This is a genomic window from Pseudomonas entomophila, from assembly GCF_013523165.1.
Classification (GTDB): domain Bacteria; phylum Pseudomonadota; class Gammaproteobacteria; order Pseudomonadales; family Pseudomonadaceae; genus Aquipseudomonas; species Aquipseudomonas entomophila_A.
On record NZ_JAAMQI010000021.1, the window covers coordinates 11,174 to 27,652 of the forward strand.

The 16,479-nt window shown below is 67.9% G+C and carries 15 protein-coding genes and 1 pseudogene; 13 read left to right on the forward strand and 3 right to left on the reverse strand.

The window, feature by feature from the left end:
* Positions 1–12: 12 nt before the first annotated feature.
* From G7Z99_RS15725 to G7Z99_RS20225, 4 genes and pseudogenes are all read left to right on the forward strand, one after another.
* Positions 13–2,409, forward strand: a complete 2,397-nt coding sequence (locus G7Z99_RS15725) for a heavy metal translocating P-type ATPase (RefSeq protein WP_181095367.1) — start codon at positions 13–15, stop codon at positions 2,407–2,409.
* Positions 2,406–2,852 (forward strand): Cu(I)-responsive transcriptional regulator, encoded by a 447-nt coding sequence (gene cueR, locus G7Z99_RS15730; RefSeq protein WP_181095369.1) that lies wholly within the window; start codon positions 2,406–2,408, stop codon positions 2,850–2,852. The genes G7Z99_RS15725 and cueR overlap by 4 nt, the downstream gene beginning before the upstream one ends.
* Before the next feature lie 309 nt (positions 2,853–3,161).
* Positions 3,162–4,052 (forward strand): annotated as a pseudogene (locus tag G7Z99_RS20220) (cache domain-containing sensor histidine kinase); the annotation flags it as partial.
* A gap of 129 nt (positions 4,053–4,181) precedes the next feature.
* A complete protein-coding gene (locus tag G7Z99_RS20225; protein ID WP_375139165.1) occupies positions 4,182–4,910 on the forward strand; it encodes a methyl-accepting chemotaxis protein in 729 nt (242 codons plus the stop codon).
* Between the two features lie 3 nt (positions 4,911–4,913).
* Here G7Z99_RS20225 and G7Z99_RS15740 read toward each other — a convergent pair whose 3' ends face one another.
* Together G7Z99_RS15740 and G7Z99_RS15745 are read right to left on the reverse strand one after the other, a co-directional pair.
* Complete coding sequence (locus tag G7Z99_RS15740; RefSeq protein WP_181095373.1) at positions 4,914–5,702, reverse strand: AraC family transcriptional regulator; 789 nt, start codon at positions 5,700–5,702, stop codon at positions 4,914–4,916.
* 219 nt (positions 5,703–5,921) lie between these two features.
* Complete coding sequence (locus G7Z99_RS15745) at positions 5,922–7,199, reverse strand: acetyl-CoA C-acetyltransferase (protein ID WP_181095375.1); 1,278 nt, start codon at positions 7,197–7,199, stop codon at positions 5,922–5,924.
* A gap of 116 nt (positions 7,200–7,315) precedes the next feature.
* On the opposite strand from G7Z99_RS15745, the gene G7Z99_RS15750 reads away from it, so the two are divergent.
* From G7Z99_RS15750 to G7Z99_RS15785, 8 genes are all read left to right on the forward strand, one after another.
* On the forward strand, positions 7,316–8,668 hold the full coding sequence (locus G7Z99_RS15750) for a 3-oxoacyl-ACP reductase (protein ID WP_181095377.1): 1,353 nt from the start codon (positions 7,316–7,318) through the stop codon (positions 8,666–8,668).
* A 2-nt stretch (positions 8,669–8,670) separates the two neighbouring features.
* Positions 8,671–9,534 (forward strand): MaoC family dehydratase, encoded by an 864-nt coding sequence (locus G7Z99_RS15755; RefSeq protein ID WP_181095379.1) that lies wholly within the window; start codon positions 8,671–8,673, stop codon positions 9,532–9,534.
* A 113-nt stretch (positions 9,535–9,647) separates the two neighbouring features.
* On the forward strand, positions 9,648–9,953 hold the full coding sequence (locus G7Z99_RS15760) for a MazG-like family protein (RefSeq protein ID WP_181095381.1): 306 nt from the start codon (positions 9,648–9,650) through the stop codon (positions 9,951–9,953).
* Positions 9,950–10,699 carry a methyltransferase domain-containing protein gene (locus G7Z99_RS15765; protein ID WP_181095383.1) on the forward strand — a complete coding sequence of 250 codons (750 nt, stop codon included), beginning with the start codon at positions 9,950–9,952 and terminating at the stop codon, positions 10,697–10,699. Before G7Z99_RS15760 ends, G7Z99_RS15765 begins: the two co-directional genes overlap by 4 nt.
* Before the next feature lie 23 nt (positions 10,700–10,722).
* Complete coding sequence (locus tag G7Z99_RS15770) at positions 10,723–11,352, forward strand: DUF4136 domain-containing protein (protein WP_181095385.1); 630 nt, start codon at positions 10,723–10,725, stop codon at positions 11,350–11,352.
* 22 nt (positions 11,353–11,374) lie between these two features.
* Positions 11,375–11,938 carry a DUF4136 domain-containing protein gene (locus G7Z99_RS15775; RefSeq protein ID WP_181095387.1) on the forward strand — a complete coding sequence of 188 codons (564 nt, stop codon included), beginning with the start codon at positions 11,375–11,377 and terminating at the stop codon, positions 11,936–11,938.
* A gap of 139 nt (positions 11,939–12,077) precedes the next feature.
* Entirely contained in the window at positions 12,078–12,548 is a 471-nt protein-coding gene (locus G7Z99_RS15780; protein WP_181095389.1) for a prepilin peptidase, read from the forward strand.
* Between the two features lie 83 nt (positions 12,549–12,631).
* The gene (locus G7Z99_RS15785; RefSeq protein WP_181095391.1) at positions 12,632–13,420 is read left to right on the forward strand and encodes a LuxR C-terminal-related transcriptional regulator; all 789 of its coding nucleotides are present in this window, start codon (positions 12,632–12,634) and stop codon (positions 13,418–13,420) included.
* Between the two features lie 278 nt (positions 13,421–13,698).
* Here the strand turns inward: G7Z99_RS15785 and pbpC are convergent, their stop codons facing one another.
* Complete coding sequence (gene pbpC, locus G7Z99_RS15790; protein ID WP_181095392.1) at positions 13,699–16,041, reverse strand: peptidoglycan glycosyltransferase PbpC; 2,343 nt, start codon at positions 16,039–16,041, stop codon at positions 13,699–13,701.
* 92 nt (positions 16,042–16,133) lie between these two features.
* Between pbpC and G7Z99_RS15795 the strand changes: the two genes are divergently transcribed.
* Positions 16,134–16,427, forward strand: a complete 294-nt coding sequence (locus G7Z99_RS15795; protein WP_060395050.1) for a hypothetical protein — start codon at positions 16,134–16,136, stop codon at positions 16,425–16,427.
* Positions 16,428–16,479: the final 52 nt, after the last annotated feature.

Here is a 16,479-nt window from a genome sequence, read left to right on the forward strand (position 1 = left end):
AGGAGCCAGACCATGCCAGCAGCCATCACCTATCACCTGCCGATCGACGGCATGACCTGCGCCAGTTGTGCAGGCCGGGTCGAACGGGCCTTGCGCCAGGTGGCCGGGGCCGACCAGGTCAGCGTCAACCTGGCGACCGAGCAGGCGCGCGTCGACGCCCCGCCGCAGAGCCTGCCGAGCTTGATCGAGGCAGTGTCCCAGGCGGGTTACCACGTGCCCTCGCAGACGCTGGACCTGCGCATCGACGGCATGACCTGCGCCAGTTGCAGCGCACGGGTCGAACGCGCCTTGCTCAAGGTGCCCGGCGTGTTGCAGGCGAGCGTCAACCTGGCCAGCGAACGGGCCCAGGTCCAGGCGCTCGGTTCGGTCGCCCTCGACGCGCTGACCGACGCCGTGCGCGACGCAGGCTACGACGCCAGGCCCCTGACGGATGCGCAGCCGGCTGCTGCCGGGCACCGCCAGGGCCTGTTCAGCGAGCGCACGGCCTTGATCCTCGCCCTGCTGCTGGCCGCCCCACTGGTGTTGCCCATGGCACTGCAACCGTTCGGTGTACACGGGATGCTGCCGATCTGGGCGCAATGGCTGCTCGCGACACCTGTGCAGTTCGTGCTCGGCGCACGCTTCTATGTCGCCGCCTGGAAAGGCCTGCGCGCCAGGACCGGCAACATGGATCAACTGGTCGCGCTCGGCACCAGCGCCGGGTACGGGTTGAGCCTGTACCAGTGGGCAATGGCCGACGCAGGCGCTTCCCCGCACGTGTATTTCGAGGCCTCGGCGGTGGTCATTGCCCTGGTCTTGCTCGGCAAGTACCTGGAGCGGCGCGCCAAACGCCAGACTGCCAGCGCCTTGCGCGCCCTCGAAGCCTTGCGACCGGAACGGGCGACACGGGTGGTCGAGGGTCAGGAAGAGGACGTCGCGATCAGCCAATTGCGTGTGGGGGACCAGGTGCGGATCAAGCCCGGCGAGCGCTTCCCGGTCGACGGCGAGGTCCTGGACGGCAGCAGCCTGGCCGACGAATCGCTGATCAGCGGCGAGAGCCGGCCGGTGCCCAAGCAGCCAGGCGATCGTGTGACGGGCGGCGCCATCAACGTCGACGGGCAACTGCTGGTGCGCACCCTGGCGGTCGGCACCGAAACCGTGCTGGCCCGCATCATTCGCCTGGTCGAACAGGCCCAGGCGGCCAAGGCGCCGATCCAGCAGCTGGTGGACCGGGTCAGCCAGGTGTTCGTCCCGGTCATCCTGCTGGTGGCCCTGTGCACCTTGCTCGGCTGGCTGTGGGCAGGGGCCGAGGCCCAGGTGGCGGTGATCAATGCCGTCGCCGTGCTGGTGATCGCCTGCCCCTGCGCACTGGGCCTGGCCACGCCTGCGGCAATCATGGCAGGCACTGGCGTGGCGGCCCGCCACGGTATCCTGATCAAGGACGCCGAGACCCTGGAGCGCGCCCATGCCGTGGGCCAGGTGGTCTTCGACAAGACCGGTACGCTGACGTCCGGCCGTCCACGCCTGGTGCACTGGCAGGCCAGCGACAGCGATGAGGCCGACGTGCTGGCACTGGCCGGCAGCCTGCAGCGCGGCAGCGAGCATCCACTGGCCCACGCCATGCTCGAGGCCTGCCACGCACACGGCGTGACGGTGCAGCCGCCCGACCGAACCCGCGTGGTCAGTGGGCAAGGCATCGTCGGCCAGGTCCAGGGGCGAACCCTTGCCCTGGGCAACGCTCACCTGCTCACACCGGGCGAATCGCTCCCCAGCGCACTGGCCGTCCAGGCACAGGCCTGGGAGGGGCAAGGTCATACCCTCTCCTGGCTGGTCGAGCAGGCCCCGGTACCGCGCGTACTCGGCCTGTTCGCGTTCGGCGACACCCTCAAGCCTGGCGCACGCGTGGCCGTGCAGGCCTTGCAGGCCCAGGGCATCGCCTGCCACCTGCTGACCGGCGACAATCACGGCAGCGCCCAGGCGGTGGCCGAGGCGACCGGCATCACCCAGGTGCAGACGCAGGTGTTGCCGGCCGACAAGGCTGCCCGGGTACAGGCGCTGCGCGAGCGAGGTGTGGTGGCTATGGTCGGCGATGGCATCAACGATGCGCCCGCCCTGGCAGCTGCCGACATCGGCATCGCCATGGGGGGCGGAACCGATGTGGCCATGCAGGCCGCCGGCATCACCCTCATGCGGGGCGACCCTCGGCAGGTGCCCGCCGCGCTCGAGATCAGCCGCAAGACCTACGCCAAGATCCGTCAGAACCTGTTCTGGGCCTTCATCTACAACCTGATCGGCATCCCGCTGGCCGCGTTCGGCCTGCTCGACCCGGTGCTGGCCGGTGCCGCGATGGCATTGTCCAGCGTCAGCGTGGTCAGCAATGCATTGTGGTTGAAGACCTGGTCCCCCTCCCTACTCCGCGAGGCCTCATGAACATCGGACAAGCCGCCCGACGCAGCGGGCTCAGTGCCAAGATGATCCGCTACTACGAAACCATCGGCCTGTTGCGACCGGCCACACGCAGCGACAGCGGCTACCGCGTGTACCGCGAGCAGGACCTCGACAGCCTGGGGTTCATCAAGCGTGCGCGCGACCTGGGGTTCTCCCTGGATGAAGTCGGCCAGTTGCTGCGCCTGTGGCAGGACGGCGACCGGGCCAGTGCCGACGTCAAGCGGCTGGCCACCCAGCACATCGACGATTTGAACAGGCGTATCGACGAGCTGGTCGGCCTGCGTGACACGCTCGATCGCCTGGTCACCTCCTGCCAGGGCGACACGCGCCCCGACTGCCCGATCCTGGAAGGCCTGGCGAGCGGCTGTTGCAACGCGCCGAACCACACCGACGAAAGACCGCGCATGCCGAACCCGACAGGATGATGTTCCGATCGCGACATCCCTGGCTGAATCCAGACGCGATGCCTCAAGAGAACCCCCTGCGCTGCCGATGGCTTGTGTATCTGCCAAGCTTTATAAAAAAAACCGGGAGCGTGGATGAACATCAAACAAAAACTGACGTGGGCGTTCGCCGTCATCGCCGGCCTGCCCATCGTGCTGGTCGCCACCCTCGTGGTGCTGAACCTGCGCAGCGAGTCGCGTGAGGGCTTTCTCGACAGCAGCACGCGCGAGGTGCGGCAGGTCAGCAATGCCATGCAGCTGTTCTTCAAGGCCATCGACGAGAACGTGGAAATGCTCGCCAATCACCCGGCGATCACGGCCGGCAATGGCGAGCTGAACAAGTACATGAGTGCAGCACCCTCCCGCGTGCTGGGCGAGCGTGACCAGCGCGTCCTGGACATCTTCAACGCCCTGGGCAACAGCCATGCAAGCTACGCCTACCTGTCGTACGGCGTGAGCGACGGCGGGTACGTCTCCTACCCGGCCGGGCAGAACTTCACCAACTACGACCCCCGTCAGCGCCCCTGGTATCAGGCGGCCATGGCGCAGCCGGGCAAGACCGTGCGCACCAGCGCGTACTACTGGCCGGCGGACAACGCCGTGCTCATTGGCAACGTGCGCACCGTCACCAACCAGTTGGGCAACCCTGGGGGCGTCGTGGGGGTCGACGTGTCCATTGGCGGCCTTACCGAGATCGTGCGCAAGATCAAGCTCGGCGACAGCGGCTACCTGATGCTGGTGGAAAACAACGGCAACGTGCTGGTCGACCCGCGCGACGCCGAGCACAATTTCAAGCCGCTGGCCAGCTTCGGCGACGGCTATGCCGAGCTGGCCCGTGCCGGCAAGGGCCTGGTCGAGGTCACCATCGACGGTGAGCGCTACATGGCCAACGTGTACCCCGACGAGGCCCTCGGCTGGACCTTCATCGGCCTGATCCAGGAGCGTGAAGTGATGCAGTCGGCCACCCGCCTGTCCTGGCTGATCGGCGGGATCGCCCTGGTGCTGGCGATCGTCTTCGCCATCGTCGGCGCTGCCTTCGCGCGGCTGATCGTGCGCCCGATCAACAGCGTCACCAGCGGCCTGGAAGACATCGCCCAGGGCGAAGGCGACCTGACCCGCAGCCTGGACGTACGGGGGCGTGACGAAACCGCGCAACTGGCCAGCTGGTTCAACCAGTTCCTGGGCGCCATTCGCAGCCTGATCCAGCACATCGGCGGTGCGGCGGGCAAGATCCTCAGCACGTCAGCCAGCTCCACCCAGGTGTCCGGCAACATGGCCGAGGCCGCCGGGCGCCAGCGCGAAGCAGTGGACATGGTCTCCACCGCCTTCCACGAAATGGTCGCCACGGCCAACGAAGTGGCGCGTTCCTGCAGTCAGGCCGCCGAATCCGCCGACAGCGGTCAGCGCCAGGCGCATGAGGGGCAGCAGCAGATCGACGCGGCGGTGCAGAGCGTGCACCGCCTGAGCCAGGAGATCGAACAGTCGGCGCAGTCGATCCAGCAACTGGAGCGCGACAGCAACTCGATCCAGTCGATTCTCGGGACCATCCGCTCGATCGCCGAACAGACCAACCTGCTGGCGCTCAACGCCGCCATCGAAGCGGCGCGCGCCGGCGAGCAGGGCCGAGGGTTCGCGGTCGTGGCCGACGAAGTCCGCGCCCTGGCCAAGCGCACCGCCGACTCCACCGCCGAGATCGACGGCCTGCTCGGCAACCTGGCGTCGCGGACCGCCGAAGTCGCCGGGCAGATGCACGCCAGCCTGGACGTGTCCCAGGACTCGGTCACCCGCATCAGCCAGGCCCGTGACAGCTTCGGGCAGATCCGCGAGTCGGTGGACATCATCCGCGACATGAACACCCAGATCGCCACGGCGGCCGAGGAGCAGCACCAGGTGGCCGAGGACATAAACCGCCACATCAGCCAGATTCATGGCGATGCGCAACTGGTGGCCGAACTGGCCCAGGCGGCCCGTCACGACTCGGAAAGCCTGGCCGGCCTGTCCAACGAGCTGGATGCACTGGTACGGCGCTTCCGGACCTGATCCTCAGCGCCGCAGTTCGCCGGGCGTGAAACCGAAACGCTGGCGAAAGGCGGCGATAAAGGCCGACGTCGATTCATAGCCGCAGCCCAGCGCGGTGTCCGTCACGCTGTCGCCGTTCTCCAGCAGGGCCAACGACGACAGCAGGCGCATGCGCTGGCGCCAATGCCGGAAGCTCAGGCCCGTCTCGCGGGGGAAGAGCCGGGTCAGCGTTTTTTCCGAGCAGGCCAGGCGCTCGGCCCAGGGCCCGAGCGTGTGGGGCCGATCCGGTTCGGCGAGCATGGCATTGCACAGCGTCAGCAAGCCGGGATGGCGCGGCAACGGCAACGAGAACCCCACCTCCGGCAGGCCTTCGAGCTGATCCAGCAGCACCGCGACCAGGCGCGCCTCGGCGCTGTCCGCTTGTGGATAATGCGCGTCGAACAGGCAGAACTGCTTGATCAGCTCGCGGGTCAGGGGCGTCACCTCCAGGACTCGGCAGTAGGGAGCCGCCCACGTGCAGGCGTCGCGTCGTACGTACAGGCTGCGCATGTCCGCCCGGGTCGAGGTGACCACCTCGTGCGCCACGCCTGCCGGGATCCAGATGCCCCATTGCGGCGGCGCAAAATAGCTGCCGCTTTCGGTGTAGACGCCCAGCACGCCTGTGATCGCATAGGAAAACTGCACCCAGTCGTGGCAATGCCGCGTGGTCCACGAGCCGGCCCCGAGGCTTTCGGCGCGGGCGTACAGTGGCCTGGGCAGGGCCTCGAGCGTCGGGATGGGTCTTGGGCTGGCGAGGCGGTTGGGGAGCGGCATGGCGTCGTCTGGGTCAAAAGCCGGAGCATGCCAGCAAAGACCATGCCGCGTCCTCTGGCGTTCGTGGATACCAGCTTGTGGGTCCTGACGGGCCCAATCGCGGGGTTGCAGGCTATCGCGGTCACCTGTGGGAGATTCTATGGTTTCTGCCAAGTGTGATGTGGGCCCTGTGGGCCCACAAAATCAGTCCCCCGCCTATATATAACGACCCTTCACTGCCTAGCGCTCGATGATCGCCGTCACGCCCTGACCACCCGCCGCGCAGATGGAAATCAACCCCCGCCCCTTCCCGGCATGCGCCAGCAACTTGGCCAGGTGCGCCAGGATACGCCCGCCCGTTGCCGCGAACGGGTGACCGGCCGCCAGCGAACTGCCCTTGACGTTCAACCGGCTGCGGTCGATCGCGCCCAGGGCGCCGGGCAGCCCCAGCGTCTCGCGGCAGTACGCCTCGCTTTCCCAGGCCTTGAGCGTGCACAGCACTTGCGCTGCGAAGGCCTCGTGGATTTCGTAATAGTCGAAATCCTGCAGGCTCAGGCCATTGCGGGCCAGCAACCGGGGCACGGCATGCACTGGCGCCATCAGCAACCCCTCCTGGCCCCTGACGAAGTCCACCGCCGCCGTCTCGCCATCGACCCACCAGGCCTGGACCGGCAGCCCTTGTGCCTCGGCCCAGGCCTCGCTCCCGAGCAGCACCAGGGACGCACCGTCGGTGAGCGGGGTCGAGTTGCCCGCCGTCAACGTACCCTGCCCGCCACGCTCGAACACCGGCTTGAGGGCCGCCAGCTGCGCATCGGTCAGGCCGGGCCGCAACGTGTTGTCGCGCGTCAGCCCCAGGTAAGGCGTGAGCAGGTCGTCATGCCAGCCTTCAGCGTACGACGCGGCCAGGCGCCGATGGCTGAGCAGCGCCAGGGCATCCTGTTCTTCCCGCAGAATCTGCCAGTGCTGGGCCATGCGCTCGCAGTGCTGGCCCATGGACAAACCGGTCCGTGGTTCGCCATTGCGCGGCAACTCAGGCTTCAGGTGCGACGGGCGCACCTTGAGAAAGGGCTTGAGCCGCTGGCCAAGGTCCTTGCCACGATTGGCCTGCAACAGCACCTGGCGCAGGCCTTCGCTGACAGCGATCGGCGCATCCGACGTGCTGTCCACACCGCCGGCGATGCCACAGTCGATCTGCCCCAGGGCGATCTTGTTCGCCACCAGCAGGGCCGCTTCCAGCCCCGTGCCGCAGGCTTGCTGCACGTCATAGGCAGGCGTCTGCGCAGACAACCGCGACCCCAGCACGCACTCGCGGGTCAGGTTCAGGTCGCGCGAATGCTTGAGCACCGCCCCGGCCACCACCTCCCCCAGGCGCTGGCCATGCAGGCGATAGCGCTCGACCAGGCCCTCCAGGGTGGCGGTCAGCATCGCCTGGTTGCTGGCCTGGGCGTAGGCACCGTTGGAACGGGCGAACGGGATTCGGTTGCCGCCGATGATCGCGACCCGACGTGCTTCACGCATGCGCATACTCCTCCTGACACCTCTTGATCCATAGAGCCTAGGTGTTTTTGCCCGGTTCGAACGACCCCGGCGTACGAATGGTCCACACTGCATGCTTGCCTCAAGGAGACCCGTACATGAGTGATCGATACCTTGGCTTCGCCAACTCCCCCCTGGGCCGGCGCCTGGTCGACGCGCTCGGGCTGCCCCGTCCTGCCCCGCTGGAGCGCTGGCAATCCGGCCGCCTGCGCCCGGTCGACGGCGCCCTGGTCATCGGTGGCGGGCCCCTGGCGAATACAGTGGAAGCGTTCGCCGCGCGCCTGACCGACACCTGCTACAGCTACGCCGGCGAAGGCTTGCACACGCCCGCCTGGGTGGCCGGGCTGGGGCCGAAGCTCAAGGCGGTGGTCTTCGACGCCAGTCACCTGTCCGACAGCGGCCAGCTCAAGCAGTTGCGCGAATTCTTCCAGCCGCTGCTGCGCAGCCTCGACCGCAGTGCCCACGTGGTCCTCCTCGGCAAGCCCCCGGAAACCGTGCAGGACCCGGCCGCCAGTGTCGCCCAGCGCGCCCTCGAAGGGTTCAGCCGCTCGCTGGCCAAGGAGCTGCGCAACGGTGCCACGGCTCAACTGCTGTACGTGAGCGAAGACGCCCACGACCAGCTCGAAGGCGCCCTGCGCTTCTTCCTGTCGCCCAAGAGCGCCTTCGTATCCGGCCAGGTCCTGCGCCTGCAAGGGTGCGAGCGCCAGGTCCAGGACTGGACCCGCCCCCTGGGTGGCTGCCGGGCCTTGGTGACCGGCGCAGCCCGCGGCATCGGCGCCTCGATCGCCGAAACCCTGGTGCGCGATGGCGCCGAGGTGGTGTTGCTGGATGTGCCCCAGGCACGTCAGGACCTGGAGGCCCTGGCGGCTCGCCTGGGAGGCCAGGCGCTGGCCCTCGACATCTGCGCCGCCGATGCCGCCGAACGCCTGCAGGCGAGCCTGGGCGACGGCGTGGACCTGGTCGTGCACAACGCCGGCATCACCCGTGACAAGACCTTGGCCAACATGACGCCCGAGTACTGGGACTCGGTCATGGCGGTGAACCTCGACGCCCCCCAGGTCCTGACCCAGGCTCTGTTCGACACCGGCACCCTGCGCAGCGGCGGCCGCGTGGTGCTGTTGGCGTCGGTCAGCGGCATCGCCGGCAACCGTGGCCAGACCAACTACGCCACGAGCAAGGCCGGACTGATCGGCCTGGCACAGGCGCTGGCCCCTCGCCTTGCCGAACGCGGGGTAACCATCAACGCCGTGGCCCCAGGCTTCATCGAGACCCACATGACCGCCGCCATGCCCTTCGGGCTGCGCGAGGCCGGCCGGCGCCTGGCCTCCCTGGGCCAGGGCGGGCGTTCGCAGGATGTGGCCGAGGCCGTGGCCTGGCTCGGGCAACCGGGCTCCGGGGCCGTCACCGGCCAGGTGCTGCGGGTCTGCGGCCAGGCCTTGATGGGAGCATGAACATGGCTATCGAGTGGCATGACCTGCACGCCCCCGACCCGACCGCAAGCCTGTACCTGCGCGCGTTGCGCACACGCACGATACGTGGCAAGACACTGCCCGCCCATGGCCTGCGCTGCACCCTGCGCGTGGACCGCGACCACCTGGCCGCCTACCGAGGCCTGTGCCGCTTTCCTGACGACAGCCATCTGCCGGCGACCTACCCCCACGTCCTGGCCTTCGGCTTGCACCTGCAACTGATGACCGCGCCGGACTTCCCCTTCCCGCTGCTGGGCATGGTCCACCTGGGCAACCGTCTCGAGGTCCTGCGCCCACTGGGCGCCCTCGACAGCCTGCAGTTCGCGGTGCACGCCGAGAACCTGCGCCCGCATGCCAAGGGTGGCACCTTCGACCTGGTCACCGAGGCCGAGGATGGCCTGGGTGTGATCTGGCGCGAGACCAGCCGCATGCTGGTCCGCGGCCTGCGCCTCGACGTCCCGGCAGACGCTGACGCCACAGCGCACGACGCCCCGTCCACGCAGGCCCCTTTGACCCGCTGGTACGCCGACAGTGACATCGGCCGTCGCTACGCCAAGGTCAGCGGCGATTACAACCCGATTCACCTGAGCGCCGTCAGCGCTCGACTGTTCGGCTTCCCCACGGCCATCGCCCACGGCATGTACAGCCTGGCCAGAACCCTGGCGGCCTTGCAGGATCACCTGCCTTCCAGCGGTCATGGCGTCGAGGTCGCCTTCCACAAGCCGATCCGCCTGCCCAGCGAGGTGATCCTCTCCACCAGCGATCTACAGGGCACGACCGGGCAGATGCGCCTGGAGGGGCACAGCGGGCCCTTGCACCTGGAGGGTCGCTGGTACGGGCTGACCTGAGGACCGGGGGGGCACCGACCTGCACGGCCCGTCCGATGCGGTCTTGCCCCTTGCGTTGCCTCGACGCGGGCCCGAAGCTATGCGCCTGGGTCCGCATTGATGAAACGAGTCCGATGAACCTGTCCGAACTGACCGCACGCCTGCATGCCATCCGCGACGCCAACGACTGGCAACGCTTCCACAGCCCCAAGAACCTGGCCATGGCGGCCAGCGTCGAAATGGCCGAGCTGGTCGAGATCTTCCAGTGGCTCGGCGAAGACCAGTCACGTCAACTGCCCGCCGATCAGCTGGCCCACGCCGGTCAGGAGATCGGTGACGTGGTGCTGTACCTGTTGCTGCTGTGCAGCGAACTGGGGCTGGACCTGGACACCGTCGTGCGCGACAAGCTGGCCGACAGCGAACGGCGCTTCGCCCGATGAACGATCGTCACTTCGACGCGCTGGCCACGCGCTTTGCGCACAAGATCTACGGCGGTGCCAAAGGCGCCATCCGCCTTGCCGTCCTGCAGGCCGACCTGGCGCAGACCCTGCCCGACCGCCCGTTGCGCGTGCTCGACGTCGGTGCCGGGCTGGGGCACATGGCGCTGTGGCTGGCCGAACGTGGGCACCAGGTGACGCTCGCCGAGCCTGCCGCGCCCATGCTCGAAGGCGCGCGTGAGCGATTTGCCGAGGCCGGTCGACACGCCACCTTCCTCCAGGCCGACTGGCAGTCCCTGCCGGCGCAGCTCGACACTCCCTTCGACCTGGTCGTCTGCCATGCCGTCCTGGAGTGGCTGGCCGAGCCACCGGCCATCCTGCCGGTCCTGCGCCACCTGACCCGTGACGATGGCTGGCTGTCCCTGGCGTTCTACAACCGCGATGCCCTGGTCTACCGCAACCTGCTCAAGGGCCACTGGCGCAAGTTGCGCAGCGACGAACTGGCCGGAGAGAAGCAGAGCCTCACCCCACAGACGCCCCTCGACCCTCGCGAACTGCGCACGCAACTCGAACCCCTCTGGCAGGTCGAAAGCGAAAGCGGCGTACGTGTCTTCCACGACTACATGCCCAGGGACTTCCAGACCAAGGCGGCGTTGGCCGACCTGCTGGAGATGGAACTGGCCCACCGCCGTCACCCCAGCTTCGCCGGATTAGGTCGCTACCTGCACTGGATCTGCAGGCCACGCTGATGACAACCCGGCAGGAGGTCACCATGTTGCATCGACGCCTGTGCCTGGCCGTGCTGCCTTTCGTGCTGAGTGCCTGCCAGAGCCCCAACCCGTACGTCGCCAGTTCGCTGCCCCTGCCGCCCGCGCCGGCGCAGGCCAGCCGGACCTTCGACGCCAGCGCCTACCCGGCACCTCCCCGCGACTACGGCCGCTACCGAAGCTGGAGCTGGCGTGAAGGTCGCCTGCCGAGCGGGGGGGCCAACACCGACCCTGCGCAACTGGCCGATGCCATCGGCAGCGCGCTCGACCAGCAAGGCCTGCGCCCGGCACGGGACCGCGCGGGCGATGTGCTGGTCAGCGCGAACGTCCGGCTCGAGCGGCGGGTGCGCCAGGTGCGCGATTATGACGACTACCCCTACGGCGGCTCGCCCTACGGCGGCGTAGGCTACGGTGGCTATCGCAACGGCTATGGCGGTTACGCCAGCGTTCCGGTGGTGCGCACCTACACGGTCGAAGTGATGGTGGTGAACATCGACCTGTTCGATGCGCGGGACGGCCAACCCGTGTGGAGCGGCAGCGCCGAAACCGGCAGCGATGGCTCATCGCCGCGGGAACGCGAAGGCGCCGTGCGCGAGGCGGTCAAGAAAGCGCTGAGCGGCTTCCCGCCCAGCTGAATACAGGTAACGGAGAAAGGCCATGGTCTCTCGTATCGTGCTGCTGTCGTTCATGCTGTTGCTGGGCGCTTGCGCCACCAGCCACGTCTCACAGGATTTCGATGCCGGGCGCGATTTCGCGGCCTATCGCAGCTGGGCCTGGCAACGACCGGCACTGGAGTACCGCCCGGACGACCCACGCATCAAGAGCGACTTGACCGAGCAACGCATCCGCGAAGCCATCGCCAGCCAGCTCGACCAACGGGGCCTGCGCCCGGCTCAGGCGAGTGCGCCGGCAGACGTGACGGTACGCGCCTACCTGGTGGTCGAGGATCGTCAGCAACAGGTCACCAACAACTACGGCGCAGGCTGGGGCGGCTACTGGGGAGGGGGGTACTGGGGCGGTCCGATGTACAACGAGACGCGCAGCATCGACTACAAGGTCGCCACGCTTCAGATCGACCTGTTCGACGGTCGCGACGGCAAGCTGGTCTGGCGAGGCAGCGCAGAGCACGTGGTCGACGAATCGGCGTCTGGCCCGCAGGCGCGCAGCCAGGCCATCCAGAAAGAGATAGGCCAGATCATGGCGCATTATCCGCCGCGCTGACCCTGCATGATGCCATCTAGCCATCGTTTCAGGTTTTTTACATCCGTTTACAGGCTCGCATCGCCGAGACGGTCTACCCTGAAAGCAAGGCTGCCGTCAGCCTGAACCGATGACCAACCTGAAGCGTGGTGCTGGGTCGATGCAGAGCATTGTTCTCTTGATGTGGCTGGCCATGTGTTCCGAGCAGGACATCCGCGGACGTCAGATCGCCGACACCCTGACCCTCGGCGTTGCCACCGGGGCCCTGATCTGGCTGTTCGCCACGGGGCACACCTGGATTGGCGCCTCGGCCAGCGATGCCGGATGGGGGCTGGCAATCGTCATGATGATGACGCTGCCCGGTTACTGGCTCGGGCATTTCGCGGCTGGGGATGTGAAACTGCTAGGTGCCTTGGCATTGGCGACCAGCCATGACTATGTGTTGGGCACTTTCATCGGTGCAGGCATTGCCTTGCTGGTCTGGATACTGGGGCGTCGTCGCCTGTGGACGGTGCTCAACGCACGGCTCAAGCAGCGCATGCGCCAGGTGATCGAAGGCCTTGGCGACAAACAGCCGCTGGCACCCTACGTGATGGTCGGGTTCGTCTGGACGGTGCTGTGGTTGTCGTGAATCTGATCGCGCTGCAGGCCTTTCTGCAGCCATGAATCGCCCGGTAATGGCGCAGGAGCGCCACCGTCGACAGGGAGTTGAACGTGAGTCAGCGTAACCATGAAGTGAAAGTCCTCATCGTCCATGATGGCGTGTGCGCCGTCGATGCCCTGCGCACCGTGCTCACACGTGACGGTTACGCCCACGTCACCGTCGAGGGCCCGGCGCAGGCCTTGAAGCGCTATGCCGCCGAAGCCGACATCGGCTTGATCGTCTGCGCCGTACAGACACCCGATGTCGAGCACTGGGCGCTGGTCCGATCCCTGGAGCGTGTCGGCACCCCGCAACGTGCCTTCAGGGCCACGCTGATCACTCAACGCGACGACGCCCCTGCCGTGCTCCAGGCGCTGCGTGCAGGGTTCGCCGATTATCACGCACGCCCGCTCGATCTCGACGAGTGGCTGCTCGAGATGCACCGACTGGAACACGAAGTGCTCCAGGGGCGCCGGGTCCAGCAGGACGTCGAGCACCTCAGCCAGCGCCTGCAAGACCTGGGCGATTTCATCGACCATCTGCACCAGGATCTCGAACGCGCCCGCGGCGGCAACCTGTCTCGTCGCTCGAGTGATCCAGACATCGAGGTGGACACCGACCTCGAATTGTTGCCAGCCGTGTTCGGCGCCCTTTCGCCCCGGCAACTGGAAGTCGCGCGCCTGGTCGGGCGCGGCCAGACCAACCATCAGATCGGCTGCGCGCTCGGTATCACCGAAAACACGGTCAAACTCTACGTGTCCCAGGTGCTACGCCTGACACGCATGCACAACCGGACCCAGCTGGCCCTTGCCCTGACGCCCAGCTCGTCGCCGGTGCGACAGCGGTTGACCAACCATTGAGCGAGCAGGCGGCCAGTGACGTGGCCTGCGAGGCAGGTGGCGACGAGCCGGACGCTATCGCGGGCAAGCCCGCTCCCACAAGTGGCTGCTCCCACAGGTTGCTTCAGGCAGGCAGCACAGCTCGCTGCTTCAGATGGCAGCACAATGATTCGCATCGGTACCTGTTTCTAGCAGGCAGAAACAGGCTGGCTCAGCATCCTGTGGGAGCGGGCTTGCCCGCGATGGCGGTCGTGATTTCACCTGATTGGTCAAAGGCTGTCTTGCCCCTCACCGACGCCTCACTCCCGCACCTCGAACGCCACCCGACCCGTCTGTCCGCTGTCATCCAGCACACTCAACTCAAACGACCCGACGCGCGTCAGCGCCACCATTAGTTCCTCCTGCCCTGCCGTCTCTCCGACCTGCCCGCCATTCAGGAACCACCAGCGCTGACCGTCGCCGCCAAGTGCCGACACGCGCAGACGCAAGGGCTCCCCGCTGGCCGCTAGGCGACGCAGCTGGTCGCCAGGGCGAATACCGACGATCGACAGCGGCGCTGCCGGCGGGGACTGCCGCGGAGGGCATGCAGGATCGACCGCAGGCAACCGTGCAGCACGGCGCTCGGCTTTCGGCAGCCAGGGTTCCACCGGTGCGGGCCACAAGGCGAAAACACGCGGCGTCGCACCGGGGCAATCCTCGTTCACCCGCAGCCCCTGGGCATTGACCCACACCGTGTCGCGCAGCCCCAGGCCCAAGGGCTGGTCGCTGGCCTGCAGGGTCGGCGGCACCGTGCCCTCCAAGGTCCAGGCGAAGCGCTGGCGCCGGCAATTCGGGTCGGTGCGGTCGAGGGGCTGGCCCAGCGGCCAGCAGATCGCGGCCACCCCGACACTCGCCGGCTTGTGCGGGGCCGGCTGCCCGAGGCCACGTTGCCGATCACGGTTGCTCAACAGGTCGTGCACCTGCAGCATCAACGGCGCGGCCGAGGCCAGGCCGAACTGGCCTGGCACCGGGGTGCCGTCCGGTCGACCGATCCACACCCCGATCAGGTAGCGCGGCCCGACCCCGATGGACCAGGCGTCGCGAAACCCGTAGCTGGTCCCGGTCTTCCAGGCCAGGGGCGCTGGCCCGGTCAGCTCGGCGTGCGGGTCACGGTCCGGGCGTGCCAGCCCCGACAGAATCCGCCGCGTGATCCAGGCCGCCCCGGGCGACATCAGCCGTCGCTCGATCAGCGAATCCTGTGGCTGCAAGCGGATCCGCGCCGCCTTGCCGTCACGCGCCAGGGCCGCGTAGCCACCGACCAGGTCCTCCAGGCGGCTGCCGACACCGCCCAGGATCAACGCGAGGTTGGGTTCGGCCAGCGGCGGCAAGGCCAGCGGCACGCCCCCCATGCGCAGTTGCGCGGCAAAGCGCTTGGGCCCGTAGGCTTCCAGCAGCTGCACCGCCGGGAGGTTCAACGACAGCGCCAACGCCGAGCTGGCCGACACCGGCCCGCTGAAGCCGCTGGAGAAGTTGCCTGGGCGATAGTCCCCGTACCGGCGCGGCACGTCCTGCAACAGCGACTCGGAATGGATCAACCCATCGTCCATCGCCATCGCGTACAAAAACGGCTTGAGCGTCGAGCCCGGCGAGCGCAGCGCATGGACCATGTCGACGTGACCGAAGCGCCGTGCGTCCTCCAGATCCACCGAGCCCAGGTAGGCGCGCACGGCCATGTCGTGGGCATCGACCACCAGCAGCGCGGCGGACGTGCGCTCCGGCAGCCGGGCGCGCCACCCCAGCAGCAGGTCTTCCAGGCGCCGTTGCAGCGCAGCGTCGAGGGTGGTGCGGATCAGCGGCGGGCTGCCAGGACGGTTCAGGCGCCGGGCCAGCAAGGGAGCCAGCGCAGGCTCTTGGCGCGGAGCCAGCAACAGCGGTTCCTCACGGGCCTCGGCGATGCGCTGGGCCGGCCAGGTGTGGTACTCGGCCAGGCGCTCCAGCACCTTGTCGCGGGCCTGCCGCGCGCGCAGCGGGTGACGATCCGGTCGCAGGCGGCTGGGTGCCTGGGGCAGCACCGCCAGCAAGGCGGCTTCGGCCGGCGTCAGGTGCTGGGGTGACTTGCCCAGGTAGGCCCAACTGGCCGCCGCCACCCCCTGCAAGGTGCCACCGAAGGGTGCCCGGTCCAGGTACAGCTGGAGAATCTCTCGCTTGGACAGGTGCCACTCCAGCTGCATGGTGCGCGCCATCTGCCGCAACTTGCCGCGCAAGGTCCGCGGGTGAGGCTCGAGCAGCCGCGCCACCTGCATCGACAGCGTGCTGCCACCCGACACCACACGCCCGCCGTGCAGGTTCAGCCAGGCCGCGCGCGCCAGCGCCAGGGGGTTGATGCCCAGGTGGTGGTAGAACCAGCGGTCCTCGTAGGTCAGCAGGGCCTCCAGGTACAGCGGTGACACCTGCTCGGCACTGACGGGGTAACGCCACACGCCATTGGCATCGGCGAACCGCCACAACGGCGTGCCATCCTCGGCGACCACCACCCGCGCCAGGTCATCCTCCGGCAAGGGCAAGGGCCACAGTCGGTCGGCCAGCCACACCAGGCTCAGAAGCGCCAGCGACGCACCGGCCAGCACACGCAGCCAACGCGGCCCACGCATCACGTAGCGCATCGACGCCCCCGGGTCAGGGAACCGAACCGGGCGCTCGGCAGCCAAAGTGTGGGCAACGGCAGCGACGCCGGCACTTTCATCAGGAAACGACTATGCATGTAGAAGGCTTTTTCGAATGGTTGGGCCAGGCGCTGGGCGCGTTGATCCGGGTCGTCGTGGACGCGCTCAGCGGCGTGTTCAATGGGCTGGCCAATGCCGGCGGCAACTTCGTCGACGGGCTCTCGCGAACGCTGGGGATGGACACGTCGCTGATCAGCATCCTGGCCTTGATCGTTGGCCTGGCGCTGCTGTACTCGGCGGTGCGTGCTTTCATGCGGGCGTCGGTGATCGCGGGCATCATCTGGGCCTTGCTGGGGTTGTGGGTGCTGAGCTGGGTCGTGCACTGAGTCACGCCCCCGCTCTGGGGCCGGGCGATCCCGCCCTGCCCCGTTCGCCCTC